14 protein-coding genes are annotated in these 16,889 nt (G+C 60.7%); 9 read left to right on the top strand and 5 right to left on the bottom strand.

Annotated elements, in window-relative coordinates; all coding sequences use genetic code 11:
- Positions 1 to 39 precede the first annotated feature (39 nt).
- The gene (locus tag ACQY47_RS28710; protein WP_236460938.1) at positions 40 to 1,272 is read left to right on the top strand and encodes an MFS transporter; all 1,233 of its coding nucleotides are present in this window, start codon (positions 40 to 42) and stop codon (positions 1,270 to 1,272) included.
- On the opposite strand, the gene ACQY47_RS28705 is transcribed toward ACQY47_RS28710, so the two are convergent.
- On the bottom strand, positions 1,210 to 2,124 hold the full coding sequence (locus ACQY47_RS28705) for a LysR family transcriptional regulator (RefSeq protein ID WP_428554044.1): 915 nt from the start codon (positions 2,122 to 2,124) through the stop codon (positions 1,210 to 1,212). The two genes, ACQY47_RS28710 and ACQY47_RS28705, sit on opposite strands and share 63 nt — an antisense overlap.
- 105 nt (positions 2,125 to 2,229) lie before the next feature.
- Between ACQY47_RS28705 and ACQY47_RS28700 the strand changes: the two genes are divergently transcribed.
- The 8 genes from ACQY47_RS28700 (at position 2,230) to ACQY47_RS28665 (ending at position 12,300) form a co-directional block, all read left to right on the top strand.
- Positions 2,230 to 3,111, top strand: a complete 882-nt coding sequence (locus tag ACQY47_RS28700) for a HalD/BesD family halogenase (RefSeq protein ID WP_428554041.1) — start codon at positions 2,230 to 2,232, stop codon at positions 3,109 to 3,111.
- Between the two features lie 51 nt (positions 3,112 to 3,162).
- Positions 3,163 to 4,389 (top strand): M24 family metallopeptidase, encoded by a 1,227-nt coding sequence (locus ACQY47_RS28695; RefSeq protein WP_017135444.1) that lies wholly within the window; start codon positions 3,163 to 3,165, stop codon positions 4,387 to 4,389.
- Positions 4,390 to 4,683: 294 nt separating this feature from the next.
- Positions 4,684 to 6,318: an ABC transporter substrate-binding protein gene (locus ACQY47_RS28690; RefSeq protein ID WP_428554037.1), complete on the top strand. Its 1,635-nt coding sequence runs from the start codon at positions 4,684 to 4,686 to the stop codon at positions 6,316 to 6,318.
- A 63-nt stretch (positions 6,319 to 6,381) separates the two neighbouring features.
- Positions 6,382 to 7,335 (top strand): ABC transporter permease, encoded by a 954-nt coding sequence (locus tag ACQY47_RS28685; RefSeq protein WP_017135442.1) that lies wholly within the window; start codon positions 6,382 to 6,384, stop codon positions 7,333 to 7,335.
- On the top strand, positions 7,332 to 8,168 hold the full coding sequence (locus ACQY47_RS28680; protein ID WP_017135441.1) for an ABC transporter permease: 837 nt from the start codon (positions 7,332 to 7,334) through the stop codon (positions 8,166 to 8,168). The genes ACQY47_RS28685 and ACQY47_RS28680 overlap by 4 nt, the downstream gene beginning before the upstream one ends.
- Before the next feature lie 2 nt (positions 8,169 to 8,170).
- The gene (locus tag ACQY47_RS28675) at positions 8,171 to 9,808 is read left to right on the top strand and encodes a dipeptide ABC transporter ATP-binding protein (RefSeq protein WP_428554032.1); all 1,638 of its coding nucleotides are present in this window, start codon (positions 8,171 to 8,173) and stop codon (positions 9,806 to 9,808) included.
- A gap of 84 nt (positions 9,809 to 9,892) precedes the next feature.
- Positions 9,893 to 11,062 carry a hypothetical protein gene (locus tag ACQY47_RS28670; protein ID WP_428554029.1) on the top strand — a complete coding sequence of 390 codons (1,170 nt, stop codon included), beginning with the start codon at positions 9,893 to 9,895 and terminating at the stop codon, positions 11,060 to 11,062.
- Positions 11,063 to 11,424: 362 nt separating this feature from the next.
- Positions 11,425 to 12,300, top strand: coding sequence for a LysR substrate-binding domain-containing protein (locus ACQY47_RS28665; protein ID WP_428554026.1), 876 nt, complete (start codon positions 11,425 to 11,427; stop codon positions 12,298 to 12,300).
- Here ACQY47_RS28665 and ACQY47_RS28660 read toward each other — a convergent pair.
- From ACQY47_RS28660 to fae, 4 genes are all read right to left on the bottom strand, one after another.
- Positions 12,247 to 13,623: an MFS transporter gene (locus ACQY47_RS28660; protein ID WP_138454051.1), complete on the bottom strand. Its 1,377-nt coding sequence runs from the start codon at positions 13,621 to 13,623 to the stop codon at positions 12,247 to 12,249. The genes ACQY47_RS28665 and ACQY47_RS28660 overlap by 54 nt on opposite strands.
- Positions 13,624 to 13,800: 177 nt before the next feature.
- Positions 13,801 to 15,234, bottom strand: a complete 1,434-nt coding sequence (locus tag ACQY47_RS28655) for an NAD-dependent succinate-semialdehyde dehydrogenase (RefSeq protein ID WP_428554022.1) — start codon at positions 15,232 to 15,234, stop codon at positions 13,801 to 13,803.
- Complete coding sequence (locus ACQY47_RS28650; protein ID WP_428554019.1) at positions 15,231 to 16,265, bottom strand: aldo/keto reductase; 1,035 nt, start codon at positions 16,263 to 16,265, stop codon at positions 15,231 to 15,233. The genes ACQY47_RS28655 and ACQY47_RS28650 overlap by 4 nt, the downstream gene beginning before the upstream one ends.
- Positions 16,266 to 16,275: 10 nt before the next feature.
- Positions 16,276 to 16,788, bottom strand: coding sequence for a formaldehyde-activating enzyme (gene fae, locus ACQY47_RS28645; protein WP_017138437.1), 513 nt, complete (start codon positions 16,786 to 16,788; stop codon positions 16,276 to 16,278).
- Positions 16,789 to 16,889: the final 101 nt, after the last annotated feature.

Raw genomic sequence — 16,889 nt, 5'->3', positions numbered from 1 at the left:
AGTCTATTGGCTCTTCGCCAACTAAATCGAGGCCGCGCCATGTCTAGCACCCCTATTTCAACGCGACGAAGTATCGGTTTACTGGCATTGGTATTTACCGCCTGTAACGCGACCACCCACGGTTTCAGTATTTTTCTGTACTCCGCCTTATTGCCGCAGATCCGTGGGGTATTTGAACTGAACTACAGCCAGGCCGCCTTGATTGCAGCCGTGCTACAGCTGTTCTACATGGGTGCCTCGATTGCCAGCGGCATCGCCGCGGCCTGGGTGAGCCCACGCAATATGGTGCGCCTGACCATCGTGTTAAGCCCGGTGTTGCTGGCACTGGCCGTCGCCACGCCTTGGGTAGTGCCGTTTGCGCTATGCCTGGCGCTGGTGTCGGCCTGCGCGGTGTCGAACTGGAACGCGATTGCCGCATTGGCCCGAGAAGTGATCCCGGCGACTCATCGCAGCCGCGTGCTGGGGTTGGCGTCGTCGGGGGCCGCTTTTGCCATTTGCTTGAATGGGCTATTGATCGCACTGTTGCAAGGTCTGTCATTGCGCCAGTTTTGGTTGATCTGTGCAGGCCTGACGCTGCTGGTCACGCTGCTGACCTTGTGGACCTTGGCTGCGCACGTCGAACAAGCGCCCCGCTCTGTCCAGCCGCCCGCATTCACCCAAGTGCTCAAACAATGGCTGCAACTGTGCGTGGACCAGCCAGTGGCCTTGCACATTGTGTTACTCAGCGGATTTATCGGCGCAATCAGTGGACCGTTCCTCAACTTTTTATCGGCCTTTGTCAGTGACCGCCTGCACGCCGGTGCGGCGGTTACGGGCTCGATGTGGACGTTGATCGGCATTGGCGGCGCCATCGGCGGGCTGCTATTGGGCTCGCTGGCGGATCGCTGGGGCGCACTGCGGGTGCTGGCGCTGAGCATTAGCGCATTCGGCCTCGCCATGCTCGGCCTGCTGGGGCATCCCAGCCTATTACTGAGCTGGTGCGCTGCAGGATTGTTCGCGCTGTTCTATTTCCCTTCATGGGGTTTGATGGCCGCCTACCTCAGTGCACGCCTCGATCCGGTGCAAAGCCTGCAAGTGGTGAGCCTGAGCATGGTCAGCTACGGGCTGGCCAGTGCTTCGGCCAATGGGCTGTGCGGTTGGCTGTTGCAGGTCAGTGGCGAATTTACCGTGGTACATGCCTGGATTGCCGGCTGGGTACTGGCAAGTTTGCTACTGCTCAAGCGCATGGCCCATCGGCAGTCCGTGGACGCGTTGGCCGTGCAAATACCCTGAACGTCCCAACTGGCGCTGCAAAATTTCCACCAGCGCCTCCACCTCCGGAACCTGGCAACCCACCGAGCGCCAAAACATCAGGCGCGCCGGGGCAATGGCTGGGAAGCCTTGCTGCTCATCCAGAATCTGCCAGCCCTCCGGCACCAGCCGCCGTGCCATCACGCCCACTGACAAGCCTTGCTCAATGGCAATCGCAATACCGCGCGGGCTCTGACTCGTATAAACCACCTGCCACGAACGCCCGGCCTGGGCCAGCGCCTGCACGGCATTGGCACGGAACGCACACCCTTCGGCGTACACCGCCAGCGGCACCGACTGGCGCCCTACGCCACTCCAACTCGGCGCCGCCACCCACACCAACGGCTCATCACACAGGTATTCCCCCGGCTGCAGGCCCGCATGCTCAACACCCAGCACCAAGTCCAGCTCGCCGCGATGCAAGCGGCTGACCAGCGCGGTAGACATCTCACAGCAAATATCCGGGCGCACCTGGGCAAACTGCGCCTGAAAATCCTTAAGCATCCCGCCCAGGCAGTATTGAGCGTAGTCCTCGGGCATACCCAGATGGATACACACCTGCTCATTGGGTAATTGAGCCGCGCTGACCGCCTCAAGGTGCAGCTTGAGGATCTGCCGCGCATAGATCAGAAAGGTTTCGCCGCTCGGCGTGAGGCCGATGGAGCGGCTGGTGCGGTGAATAAGCGGCGTTCCCACGATCTCCTCCAGGCGCTGCAAGCTCTGGCTGACGGTGGACTGGGTTTTATGCAAACGCTCAGCAGCCGCCGAAAACCCCTGGCATTCGATAATTGACACAAACACTTTAAGTAAGCCCCCATCCAGTTCGCCTGACATAACTATCGCCCCTGCCGATGGATTCGATCACAACTTGTAATTTCCACTTCAAACCGGTTTACGCAACTATCGACTCAACACAACAGCCTACTTCAGGAGCCGTGTATGAGTCTTAAACTTGCCGATGCCGAAACCGGTGATATCAGCGATATCATTAATACAACGCTGTATCCCATACATGATTCGGGCCATGTTCAACTGTGCGCATTAATTGAACATGCGCGTGCCGAACTGGCCGAAGACGGTTGCTGCCTGCTGAAGAACTTCCTGCGCCCCGAAGTGCTGGAACAGGCGCGCCTGGAAGGCCAGGCGCTGTCGGGCAAGACGTTCTATTCAGTACGCAAGGTCAACGCCTACTTCACCGAAGACGACCCCAGCCTGCCCCAGGATGACCCGCGTCGCACGTTCATGGAGCGCACCAGTGGATTCGTGACCCGCGACATGATCGCCCCCGACGCGATCATCCATCGCCTGTACGTGTCGCCAATGATGAAGCGCTTTATCGGCGCCTGCCTCGACGAACCGGAGATTTTCGAATACGCCGACCCTTTCGCCGGCCTGGTGATCAACGTGATGCCCGAGGGCACCGAGCAGCCTTGGCACTTCGACACCAACGAATTCATCGTCAGCATGATGACCCAGAAGCCCGAGGCCGGTGGCCTGTTCGAGTACGCGCCGATGATCCGCTCGCGCAGCCAGGAGAACCTCGGCGCAGTCGGCAAAGTGGTGCGTGGCGAAGACCGCTCACGGGTGCAGAATCTGGAACTCAACCCCGGTGATTTGCAGATCTTCAAGGGCCGGTTCTCAGTGCACCGCGTCACCCGCGTGGAAGGCTCAACCGAGCGCAACACCGCGATCTTCGCCTACTCCGAGAAACCCGGAATCATTGGCCGCGCCCAACGCACCAAACAGCTTTACGGACGCCTGTCCGAAGCCCACCTGCAAGCCGAACGCAACCTGGTGCGCAGCGACCAGTTGCTCGACTGATTCACGCCCATAAAAAACCAAAAAACCGTCTTTGCCCTGCGAGGAACACCCATGAGTCTGTCAGGCCCCAACCGCAACCCCGCCGACTGCGAGCCCACTTATGACGAAATCCAGCAAATCCAGCTGGACCGCCTGCAACGGGTACGCAACGAACTGAAAAAACGTGACTACGCCGCTTGTGTGCTGTTTGACCCCACCCATATGCGCTACGCCACCGGCTCACGCAACATGCAGGTGTACTCGGCACGCAATCCGGCGCGTTATGCCTTTATACCGGCAGAAGGCCCGGTGGTGATCTTCGAGTTCGGCGGCTGTCTGCACCTGGCCGAAAGCCTGAATACCGTGGATGAAGTGCGCCCGGCCAAAGCCATTTCCTACTACTTCTGCGACAGCTTCTTGAACAACGTCACCGCCGACTGGGCCGCCGAGATTGATGAACTGGTGCGCCAGTGCGGCGGCGGTAAACGCATTGCCATCGAAAGCGCCACCTCGGCCGCCGCGTTCGAACTGCAACGGCTGGGTTACCAAGTGTTTGACGCCCAGGAACCGCTGGAGCGTGCGCGCTGCATCAAGGTGCCCAACGAACTGAAAATGATCCGCGCCAGCCTGCGCGCCACTGAAACGGGTGTGCGCCTGATGGAAAGTAAACTGGTGCCGGGCATCAGCGAGAACGAACTGTGGTCGCATCTGCACCAGCATGTGATCGCCACCGATGGTGATTACGTCGAGACTCGCCTGCTGTCCTCCGGCCCACGCACTAACCCGTGGTTCCAAGAGTGCAGCACGCGGCCCATCGAAGCCGGTGATCTGGTGGCGCTGGACACCGACGTGGTCGGGCGCTTCGGCTACTACGCCGACTTTTCGCGCACCTTCCTCTGTGGCGACCAGGCCGCCACCGCCAAGCAACAGGAACTGTACAAACTCGCCTACGAGCAAGTGCAGACCAACGTAGAAATGCTCAAGGCCGGGCGCAGCTTCAAGGAGTACGCCGAGATGGCCTGGAAAATTCCCGAACATTACAAAAACAACCGCTACTTCGCCCTGGCGCACGGGGTTGGCATGACCGGTGAATACCCTTACGTGGTACACCGCGAAGACATCGACGCGCTGGGCTATGACGGCGTGTTCGAAGCCGGCATGACCATCTGCGTGGAAAGCTACATCGGCCACGATGACGGCGGCGAAGGCGTGAAGCTCGAAGAACAGATCTATATCCACGAACACGGTATCGAGTTGCTCTCTGATTACCCGTTCGACCCGCGCCTGTTGCCACGCTGAACACGTCTAGCTCGAGAGGTGGCCTTGGGAAGGATCGGTAACATGCATTTATAGAAGGTTACTGCGCAGAATTTGTCGTTTGTCCATCTTTGCGCAAATGACAAAACTGCGGGCATCTCTAATAAAAACAACATGAGAGCTGCCCCTATGTCCTATCCCATTGCCCGCCTTCTGACTTCGTTGCGCCTTGTTCTTCTGCCGGTTTCACAGCGGTTCGTGCTGCGCCGTTGCTGCGCTTGCCACTGACCCTTGCGGTTCAACAAAAACGCATATTCGCAAGTACCGGAGAGGCTTATGAAAGACTTGACTACCCTGGACGGCGCCCCGCCGCATCCAGCCATCAATGACCTGTGTGTGCAAGTTAAAAGCGCTGAAATCAACCGCCGCCAGTTCCTGCGCACCGCCGCGCTATTGGGCGTCACCGTCGCCAGCGCCAGCACCTTTCTGGGCTCTGTTTTACTGGGCAGCGACGCCCAGGCCGCCGACGCCACACCGGCCCGCCAGGGCGGCAGCCTGCGCTTTGCCTGCGCGATCCAGGAAATCCAGGACCCGATGCTGATCACCTGGATCGAAGCCTCGAACCTGTTGCGCAATTCACTGGAATACCTGACCTGGGTCGACGCCGACAACATCACCCACCCGTACCTGGCAGAAAGCTGGAGCCCGTCCGACGACCTCACCACCTGGACCTTCAACCTGCGCCAGGACGTGAAATGGAGCAACGGTGACAGCTTCAACGTCGACGACGTGCAGCACAACATCGAACGCTGGATCGCTGCCGACTCCAAGTCGGTCAACCGCACCGCGTTCCAGGACATCAAGGCCTTCGAAAAAGTCAGCGACTACCAGTTCCGCCTGCAACTGAAACGGCCGATCCTGGCGATTCCGGAAATGCTCAACGCCTTCACGTGCGCCATCGTGCACCGCAGCTTCAAGGCCGGCGACGACTGGTCCAAGAACCCGCTGGCCACCGGGCCGTTCAAGCTGGTGGCGTTCGCAGTGAACAAGCAGGCGACCTTCGCCAAGCGCGCCGATTATTGGGGCAAACCCGCCAACCTCGACGAGCTGCGTTACATCGACATGGGCACCGACGTGTCTACCCACCTTGCCGCACTGCAAGCCGGGCAAGTCGACGTGCTGTACCGGGTGACGGTGGCCGAGCTGGACCTGGCCAAGCGCCTGCCGGGCGCGCAGTTGCTGACCTGCAAATCCGCGCAAACCGTGGTGATGCGCATGGCCTGCGACCAGAAGCCCTTCACCGACCTGCGCATCCGCAAAGCCGTGGTGCTGTGCGCCGATAACGCGCAGATGTTGAAGATCGCCTATCGCGGCATGGGCACGCTGGGCGAAGACCACCATGTGGCCCCCTCTCACCCCGAATATTTCCCGTTGCCCAAACGCGAGCGTGACGTGGCGGCGGCAAAAAAGCTGCTGGCCGACGCCGGTTTCCCCAACGGTCTGGACATCGACTTGATCGTCGGCAACACCCAGGGCCGTTATGAGCAGGACTGCGCGCAGATCCTGCAACAGAACTGCCTGGAAGCCGGGATTCGCCTCAACCTCAAGGTGATACCTGCCGCTCAATACTGGCCAATCTGGGACAAAGCCGCGTTCAGTCTCACCTACTGGGCCCATCGCCCACTGGGCGTGATGTCCCTGGAGCTGGCCTATCGTGGCGGCGGCGCCTGGAACGAAAGCCACTACAGCGACCCGGCGTTCGACGCCGCGCTGGACAAGGCCATGGGCATCATCGACCCCAAGCAACGCGCGGTGGCGATGCAAAGCGTCGAGCAGATTTTGCAGGACGCCTGCGTGATCGTGCAGCCGTTCTGGGGCGACAAGTTCACCGCCGTGAGCAAAAAAGTGCAGGGCTTTGAGGTGCATCCTTCCGACTTTTACCCCATGGGGAACGTGTGGCTGAGCGCCTGAGTCAAGGCGCGCGTTTCCTGCCCACATGGGCAGGCATTCCAACCTTCGTCGGAGCATGCACCCATGGCTCATTTTCTATTGCGCAAACTACTGGCGCTGCTGGCGACCTTGCTGTCAGTGTCCTTGATCGTGTTCCTGGCCCTGGAACTTAACATCGAGGACGTCGCCATCAACGTCCTCGGCCCCTACTCCGCCGCAGACCAGCGTGCGGCGTGGCTGGTGGAACATGGCTACACCCAACCCTTTGTGTGGCGTTATCTGTTGTGGCTCAAGGACTTTGTCAGCGGCGACTGGGGCACCTCGGTGTATTTTCGCGAATCGGTGATCAAACTGCTGCTGCCCAACCTGGCGCAAACCCTCACCCTGGCCGGCCTGGCCCTGCTGGTGATGGTGCCCGTGGCGTTGACCTTAGGCATTCTCGCCGGCATTCGCCAGGGTTCGTTGCTGGACCGGCTGGTGTCGTTCCTGTCGATCGTCACCACCTCGATCCCCGACTTTGCCAGTGCAGTGTTCGTCTCGGCGATCTTTGTGTTCTGGCTCAACTGGCTGCCAGGCGTGAGCAGCATGAGCGATGGGTTCAGCGCCGTGCAATTGGTGTTGCCGTTGATGGTGCTGTGCCTGTTCGGCATCGGCTACCTGGCGCGGATCACCCGGGCGTCGATGGTCGAAGTGATGCAGTCGCCCTACATCCGCACCGCGCGGCTAAAAGGCGCCTCCACCGCGCGCATCGTGGTACGCCATGCCCTGCGTAACGTACTGATCGCGCCGATCACGGTGATCATGCTCTACATCCCGTGGCTGCTGTCCAACGTGATCGTGGTCGAGGTGTTCTTCGCCTACAAGGGCTTCGGCTCGCTGCTCTACACCGCATCGCTGAACCATGACGTGTACCTGATCGAAGCCTGCGCGATGGTCAGCGCCGTGGTGGTGGGGGTTACCAAGATCTTCTCGGATCTGGCCTACACCTGGCTCAACCCGCGCATCACCCTGCGCAGCCTTGGCGGAGGTGCTCAATGAATCGCCTGCAAGCCTTCAAACATCCCCTGGCGTTACTCGGTTTGTTGCTGGTCGGCGGCTGGGTGCTCATCGCAGTGTTCGCGCCTTGGCTCGCGCCCCATGACCCACTGGAAAGCTTCACCCCATTGCTCACGCCAATGACCACCAGCGACAACGGCCAGAGCTTCCTGCTGGGCACTGACATGATCGGTCGCGACATCCTCTCGCGGCTGATCTGGGGCACCCGCACGGTGCTGTTCTGGTCGATCCTGGCCACGCTCACGGCGTTCGCCGTCGGTATCGCCATGGGCCTGTGTGCCGGTTACTTCAACGGCTGGGTCGACGCGCTGCTGTCGTATGTGGCCGACACCGTGCTGTCGTTCCCGGTGCTGGTGTTGTACATCGTGATCATCATTGCCCTCGGCGCCTCGGCGCTGAACATCCTGATTGCGGTGACGTTTACCAGTGCGCCAGCGATCTTTCGCATCATGCGTGCGCTGACCATCGATATTCGCTCGCGCGACTACGTGCTCAGTGCAATCACCCAGGGCGAAGGCTCGCTGCGCATCATGCTGGTGGAGATTTTGCCCAACTGCGGTGGCCCGTTGATCGTGGATTTTTGCCTGCGCATCGGTTACACCGCGATCATGATTGGCGCCCTGGGTTTTCTCGGCCTCGGCCTGCCGCCGCCCACACCCGACTGGGGCGGCATGATCAACGACGGCCGCGCCATGGCCATCGCCTTCCCGCACCTGGTGATCTTCCCGTGCATTGCCATCTCCACCCTGATGCTGGGCTTGAGCCTGCTGGCGGACGGCCTGGATGAAAACGCCCAGCAAGGCGCAAGGAATTGAGCATGAACCCACAACCTGTATTGCGCGTGCAAAACCTCTCGATTGAACTGCCTGTCGGCGCAGACCGCAGCCATGCGGTGCACGGCATCAGCCTGGAGGTACGCAAGGGCGAAATCCTCTGTGTGATCGGCGAATCCGGCTCCGGCAAATCGGTGCTGTCGGCGGCGATTATGGGCGACTACGCCAAAGGCTTGCGCCACGCCGGTGGGGTGATCGACTTTCTTGGCGATGATATTTGCACCCTCGACGAAACCCGCCTGCGCCAGCTGCGCGGCAACCGTATCGCAATGATTTTCCAGGAGCCCATGGCAGCGTTGAACCCGGCGATCCGGATCGGCAAGCAAGTCGAAGAAATCTTCGATATCCATGCACCGCAGATGCCCCAGCGCGAACGCCGCGAACGCATGCTCGCACTGCTGGAATCCACCCAGTTGCCCGACCCGCCGCGCATCGCCAACAGCTTTCCCCATCAACTCTCCGGCGGCCAATGCCAGCGGGTAGTGATCGCCATGGCCTTGGCGATGAACCCCGACTTACTGATCGCCGACGAACCGACCACCGCCCTCGACGTCACCACCCAGGCTCAGGTGTTAAAGCTGGTGCGCGACCTGCGCGGGCGCGGCCAGCATGGCATTTTGTTTATCACCCACGACTTCGGGGTGGTAGCGCAGATTGCCGACCGTATTGCGGTGATGGAAGGCGGCCGCCTGGTGGAAATCGGCGAGCGCGACCAGGTGCTCAACGCCCCGGCCCACGCCTACACCCGCAAGTTGATCGCGGCGGTGCCGGCGCTGCATCCTGAACTGCACACACCCAGTGCCGACGGCGAGCTGGCGCTGCGCATCGAGAACCTGACCAAGACCTACACCGTCGGCGGCAGTTCGGTCGCGGCCTTGCGTAATGTATCGCTGAACCTGCCACGCGGCAAAACACTGGCGATTGTCGGCGAGTCCGGCTCGGGGAAAAGCACGCTGGTCAAGGCTGCAATCCGCCTGGTGGACAGCGACAGCGGGCATGTATGGGTCGGTGATACGGACTTCCTGGCCTTGCGCGGCTCAGCATTGGCGGCCAATCGGCGGCGCATCCAAATGATCTTCCAGGACCCGTATGGCTCGCTCAACCCGCGCCATCGGGTCGGCGACATCATTGCCCGTGCTGCGCAACTGCGTGGTTTATCGGCCAAGGACGCCTGGGCCGAGGCCGGTGATTTGCTTGAACAAGTGGGCCTCAAGCGCGATGCGCTCAAGCGCAAACCCCGGCAGTTTTCCGGTGGCCAGCGCCAGCGCATCGGCATCGCCCGCGCCCTGGCCATGCGCCCGGAAGTGTTGATCGCCGATGAAAGCGTCTCGGCGCTGGATGTGTCGGTGCAAAAGCAGGTGCTGGAGCTGCTGGCCGATCTGCAAAAGCAACTCAACCTGAGCATCCTGTTTATCACCCACGACCTGCGCGTGGCGGCGCAGATCAGCGACCACATCGCCGTGATGCGCCAGGGTGAGGTGGTCGAATACGGCAGCGCCGAACAGGTGCTGTTGCGGCCCCGGAACAGCTACACCCAGGCGCTGCTTGCCGCCGCACCGGGCGCCACGCAATTACCGGCCGCCGGGCCGCCGCTGAGGTTGATTCACCCCGCCGCGCACTGAGTTCCAAGCCTTTCCCTGTGTCGCAGCGTTCGCTGCGACAACGGGCTGCTGTTGCCCAAAATAACTAATAACGAGAGTAAAACCATGCGACCAACCCTACGTTACATCGCCCTGGTCCCCGTGCTCGGCGCCCTGGCGGCACCCGCCATGGCCTACCAGGTTACCGACAACCTCGACCTCGGCGGGGCCGTACGCGCGCGTTGGGACTATGACCCGGATCGCGGCATCCAGAAGTTCGGCCTCGACACCGCGTTCCTCAGCGCCAAGTACAACTCCGACACCTGGATCGGTGAGGCGCAGTACCGCTTCTACGGGCGTTCGTACCCGTATCAGTACACCAAGAACTACGGTGATATCCAGTTCGCCAAATTCGCGTGGGTGGGCTACAAGTTCAATCCCGACCAGCAAGTGCAAGTGGGCCTGAACACCGTGCCGTTCGGCTTGCAGCCCTATTTCGGCAGCACCTTCTACGAAACCCTGGGCAATGTGATTGGTCTGGAAGACGTGCAACAGGTCGGCGCCAAATACATCCAGCAAAGCGGTGACTGGAATATTCAGGCCGGTTACTACCTGCGGCCGGCGTGGCAAGGTAAAGGCACCAGCAAAGGCGTGACCTATTCCAGCGTGGTCTCCGAAGCCGACAGCTACGTGGCTGACGGCAGCAACAACCAGGAACGCAACACCGTGGTGGTACGCGTGGCCAAGGCTATGGACCTGGGTAACTGGAAATCCGAAGTCGGCCTCTCCGGCTTGACCTCGACCCTGGAGAACAAAGACACCGGCAACGACGGCCGCCGCAACGCTGTGGCCATTCACTACCTGGGCAAGAACGGCCCGTGGGGTGTGCAACTGCAGGCGGCACGCCAGCAAATGTCGCCGCGCAACGAAGGCACCGACGGCGTGGTGACGCTGGGCGGGTATGACGGCACCTTCAACGTCGCCAGCCGCGGCAACTTGTATGTGGCGGATTTGAGTTACGACGTGGGCGGCACGTACCTGTTCGATCAGATCAGCGGTGTGAAGCTGTATGCCAACTACAGTGCCTTTGACAAGTCTGACAATGACTTCAAAACCTCACAGCGGCTGATCCTGGGTACATCGTTTTCGGTCAGTAAATTATGGGTAGCGACGGAGTGGCTGATCGGCAAGAACGACCCGTACATTGGCGGCAGCAGCTACACCCAGAGTTTGGGCGCAGGCGGCAGTAATCAGTTGGAAAATCAGCTGTACATGAACATCGGTTACTACTTCTAATAGGCCACTGACGCTATCGCAGGCAAGCCAGCTCCCACATTGAAATGCGTTGCCAGTTTGGGAGTGGGCTTGCCTGTGATGAGCATAGGTATCTACACAACCGGTTAACACGAAGTCTGTGGCCAGTGAGCTGTTGTGGCGAGCAGGCTTGTCCTGCGTTGGGCCGCGAAGCGGCCCCAGTAAAGGCACTGCAATTTTCCTGAAAGTTCTCAGTGTCAGGGTTTGGGGCCGCTTCGCGGCCCAACGCAGGACAAGCCTGCTCGCCACAGGAGAAAGTGGCGGCCTTCAAAAGTTGTGTAGATACCTATGCTGCGATGAAGCCAGCAAAGACACCATAAAAATAACAAGTATGGACTCCACCCATGCGCCACCTGCCTGCCCTCAACATGCTACGCGTCTTCGAAGAAGTCGCCCGCCATCGCAGCTTCAGCCAGGCCGCCGTGGGCCTCAACGTGACCCAGGGCGCGGTCAGCCGCCAGATCAAGCAACTGGAAGACTACCTCGGCGTCGCCCTGTTCATTCGCACGCCCCAGGGCCTGTCCCTGACCGAAGCCGGCTTTGCCCTCTCGCCGCACCTGAGCGACGCCTTCGACCATATCGAGCGCGCCCTGCAAGCCGTACGCGTGCCCAACCTGCGCCAGCGCCTGCGCGTGGTCGCACCGCCTACCTGGGCCACGCGCTGGTTGTCGGCGCACTTGCGGCGCTTTTGCGAGCGCTACCCGGATATCAACCTCAGTGTCACCCACCAAAACACCCACGACAGCCTCGCGGAGATTGACTGCCGGATTCGTTTCGGCCTGAAGGCGGACCCGCATTGCAGCAGTGAGCTGTTGGTGATGGAGCGGCATATCGCCGTAGCCAGCCCGGAGTTGTTCGAAGGTGACCAGCCGCCGGATCTGCGGCGTTTCCCACTGCTGCATATCCTGCACGACGGTAAGCGTTTGAAGGTTTGGGAGAACTGGCTGGCGGCCATGGGCCGAGACGACATCGATGCGGGCCAGGGCCTGGAATTCAGCACTCTGGACCAGGTGATCCATACCGCCCTGGCCGGCGGTGGCCTGGCGGTGATCGACCGGCAGATGATCGAACGTGAATTGGCCAATGGCAGTTTAGTGCCGATCACTCCCGTGGAAGTGATCGGCCCCTATGGTTATTGGCTGGATGTGGCGGCAGACAAACAGGGATTATCCAAGGTTCGCTTGTTTACGCAGTGGCTGGGCCAGGTCAGCAATCCCTGACACCGACGGCGCTTGGGCTTTGCACGCCTGGCTCAAGGTCAACGCCTTGGTCTCTGGCGCCCAGGCCCAGGAGATGATCGCACCCAACATCAGGATAGCCGCGAGAATCCCCATGGTCGGGCTCAAGCCAATGCCCGCCACACTCACCGGCAGCAAAAACGTGCTGATCGCCGACCCCAACCGGCTTACCGCTGTCGCCAGGCCAATCCCGCTGGCACGCACTTCGGTAGGAAAGCTTTCGGCCGGGAACACGCCAACCAAATTGCTCACGGCCGACAACACCAGCGTGAACACACCAAAGGTCAGCACCATCAACCACGCCATACTCCCCGGCAACACAGCGAGTAAAAACAACGCCGCCGCGAGGATGATGAATGAGTTGATAAGGAAGCCCCGCCGCGAAAACTTCACCGTGCACCAAATGCCAATCAACGCACCGACAATCAGCAACAGGTTAAGCAGCAACTCAGTCCCAAATCCCTGGGACAACCCCATCTTCTGCAGGATCGACGGCAGAAAGGTATAGATCGCGAAATACGGCATCACGATGCAGACAAAAAACAGGCAATTGAACGCGGTGCGCTTACGGTACTCACGACTGAACAACACGCCATAACCGGAACGGGTCTGCGTCGGCGGCTCTTCATCCAGTACCACATGCTCGCCCAAGTGCTTTTTGACGATGGCACGAGCCTCGGCGATGCGCCCACGGTTGACCAGCCAACGCGGTGATTCCGGTGTGCCGATTCGGGCGATCAGGATCAACCCGGCCGGAATCGCCGACGACGCCAGCATCCAGCGCCAGGCGTCGTCGCCGAGGCTGAGCATCGCGGTACCGACAAAGGTTGCCGCCACATAACCAACGGTCCAGACCACGCTGAAGGAGCCGAGCAACACGCCGCGATGCTTCTTCGGCGCGAACTCGGCGAGCATGGCGTGACCCACGCTGAAATCACCGCCCAGGCCAATGCCGATGAGGATGCGGCACAGCAACAGGCCCATGGCCGTTTCAGCGTAGAACTGCATCACTGACGCGACGGTAATCAGTACAAAGCTGACCAGGAAGATTTTCTGCCGGCCGAGGCTGTCGGAAATCCAGCCGAAAAACAGGCTGCCCACAAACAGCCCGATCAGCGCCGAAGCGCCGATGAGGCCTTGCCAGAAGGCATCCAATTGCATCTGTGGGCTGAGCAGGGTGAAAGCGATACCGATCAGGCCAAGGATATAGCCGTCAGTGAAATGCGCGCCGAAGGTGAGGCCGGCGATTTTCAGGTGAAAACGGCCGATGGGCAGGTCGTCGATTTTGACGGGTTGAGCGGTCATGGTGTTCTCCATTTTGTTGTTCTTGACGGAGTAACAGCGGGCAACACCCGATCCAATGTGGGAATGGGCTTGTGTGGGAGCTGGCTTGCCTGCGATAGCGGTGTGTCAGTTAATCAATGGGTGGCTGACCCACCGCTATCGCAGGCAAGCCAGCTCCCACATTAGGACGGCGTGGTCTTACAGCCCTCCCATCAACAGGTATTTGATCTCCAGGTAATCATCCAGCCCATACTTGGAGCCTTCACGGCCCAGGCCCGATTCCTTGATCCCACCGAACGGCGCAACCTCGGTGGAGATGATCCCTTCGTTGATGCCGACCATGCCTGCCTCCAGGCCTTCGGCCATGCGCCACACGCGGCCGATATCGCGACTGTAGAAGTAAGCGGACAAGCCGAACGGCGTGTCATTGGCACGTTGCAGCACATCGGTCTCATCCTTGAAGCGAAAGCACGCGGCTACCGGGCCAAAGGTCTCTTCCTGGGCGATCAGCATGTCGCCATGGGCTTCGGTGAGGATGGTCGGTTCGAAAAAGGTGCCGCCCAATGCATGGCGACGGCCGCCGCAGAGCAGTTTGGCGCCCTTCTCCAGCGCATCGCCCACATGCGCTTCAACCTTGGCCAAGGCCGCCGCATTGATCAGCGGGCCTTGCTCGGTGTCGCCGTCCAGCGCACTGCCCACACGCATGGCGCTGACGGCTTCGGCCAGTTTGCGCGTGAAGGCGTCGTAAACGCTGTCCTGGATAAAGAAACGGTTGACGCACACGCAGGTCTGCCCGGTGTTGCGGAACTTGGACGCCATGGCGCCTTTGACGGCAGCGTCCAGGTCGGCGTCGTCGAACACAATAAACGGCGCGTTGCCGCCCAGTTCCAGCGAGACTTTTTTAAGCGTGTCGGCGGCCTGGCGCATCAGCAGTTTGCCGGTACGCGTGGAGCCGGTGAACGACAGCTTGCGCACTACGCTGGAAGCTTGCAGCGCGCCGCCGATGGCCACCGCATCGCCGGAGACAATATTGAACACCCCGGCCGGAATGCCCGCCTGCTCTGCCAGTACCGCCAGGGCAAACGCCGACAGCGGCGTTTCTTCCGATGGTTTGAGAATCATCGTGCAACCGGCCGCCAACGCCGGGCCGACTTTGCGGGTGACCATGGCCAGCGGGAAATTCCACGGCGTGATTGCCGCGACCACGCCAATGGCTTCCTTGGTCACGATAATGCGCGCGTCGGCCTTGTGGGTCGGTATCACATCACCATAGGCACGCTTGGCCTCTTCACCAAACCACTCCAGAAAGCTGGCGGCGTAGACCACTTCGCCCATGGCTTCGGCCAAGGGTTTACCCTGCTCCAGACTCAGCAGCCGGGCCAGGTCTTTCTGATGGCTGAGCATCAACTCGCTCCAGCGCTTGAGGCGCTGGCTGCGTTCCTTGGCGGTGAGCTTGCGCCAGGCCGGCAGTGCGCGGTTGGCGGCGTCGATGGCCAGGTGGGTTTCTTCAGCGCCAGCGCGTTGCACCTCAACGATCAGCGCGCCATTGGCCGGGTTGACCACCGGATAACTCGGCCCACCGCTGGACCATTGGCCATCGATGTAGTTGCCAGTACGGATCAGCGGGTTCATGCCACGGCCTCGATCAGGTTGAAACGGTCCAGGCCCGGGCGGGCCGCGCGCAGGATGCGCTTGCCGGCGGTGTAGTCATTGATCACGTCGCACGGGGTGTAATTGCGTTCCAGCTCGTGCAGTTCTTCGGCGTCGAATTGGGTGTCCAAGGCCGCCAGCGCGCTGTCGAACTGCGCGGTGGTATCGGCGCCCACCAGCATCACGTCGACGCCTGGGTGGTTGGCGACCCAGGCCTGGGCGATCTGTGCATTGGACACACCACGGGCACGTGCCACACGCTGAACCGAATGGGCGATGTCGAACGAGGCCTGGTCGCTGTACATCTGCTGGGTGAAAAAGTCGGTCTGGTTGCGCGTCGACTGCACTTCGCCGGTCAACAGGCCACGGGCCAGCGGGCTGAACACCGAGACGCCCAGGCCCTGGTCGCGGCAGAACGGGATCATCTCGCGCTCTTCTTCGCGGTAGGCGCAGTTCAGTTGCAGCTGCATATTGATCGGCTTGACCCAACCATTGCGTTCGCAGGCCATGAGGATTTTCGCCAGTTGACCGGTGAGCATGGTCGACACGCCGATGTAGCGAGCCTTGCCGGAACGCACGATGTCGTTCATCGCCGCCATGGTTTCTTCGACCGGGGTGTTCACATCGAAGTAATGCAGCATGAACACGTCGACGTAATCCATGCCCAGACGGCTGAGGGATGCGTCAATGCTGTCCATGATGTGCTTGCGCGAGTGGCCGCTGGCATTGATGCCATTGCGGGTGCCGTAGCCGACCTTGGTGGTGACCACAATGTCTTCACGCCGTGCCACGCGCTTGAGGATGCGCCCCACCACTTCTTCGCCGACGCCTGCGGAATAGAAGTCGGCCAGATCGATGAAGTTGACCCCGTTGTCCAGGGCGTGGGCGACGATCGGCTCGCTTTGCTTTTCATCGAAAATCCACGGTTTCCAGTCCGGGGTGCCCATGTTCATGGTGCCCAGGCACAAACGCGAGACTTGCAAGCCGGAGTTGCCCAAACGAATGTATTGCATGGCAGTCTCCTCAGGCCTTTGGCGTGTAGAAAGGGTTGCTGATGTGGTTGACCACATCAGCCAGTTGCGCGGTGTACGGCGTGCCATTGAGGGCCGCGCGGATGGCGGTGCGGCAGGCGTTGTAGTTGTTCAGGTAGACCGCATCGAGGTCGTCGCAGCCCGGGTTGACCCAGTTGGCGGTGACAATTGCCCACTCGTCTTCGGCTTCCGGCGGCAAGGTGCCATCCAGCAAGGCTTCGAGCACCGCCTTGGCGATGCCGGCCTGGGACGCGCCCCAGGTGGCGTTGCCGTGCAGGTCGCTGCCGATCGCGGCTTTGTTGACGTAGAGGGTCATGGGTTTGACCGGGATATTCGGCTGGGCGATCACCATAAATGGGCAATGGCCCTGGCTTGGGGACGCCAGGCTGTTGGCGAACGCTTGGCCGGCAGGGCCGTTGCGGGGGCCGATCAGGATGTTGATATGGGCCGCATTGACGCCCGGGCCTTCAAAGCCTTCGCCGATGTACAGATCAAGTGCTTTCATTTTCGCAAACGCTCATTGTTGTTATGGGGAGCTGGTTGGCGAATTTTTAGCACTGACGGCAAAAGCGCCCGTAACCATTAAAAGTCATGGGGCTGTGAGTT

It is taken from the genome of Pseudomonas edaphica (genome assembly GCF_965277385.1).
Lineage (GTDB): Bacteria > Pseudomonadota > Gammaproteobacteria > Pseudomonadales > Pseudomonadaceae > Aquipseudomonas > Aquipseudomonas edaphica.
This window is presented reverse-complemented; position numbering and strand designations above follow the sequence as displayed.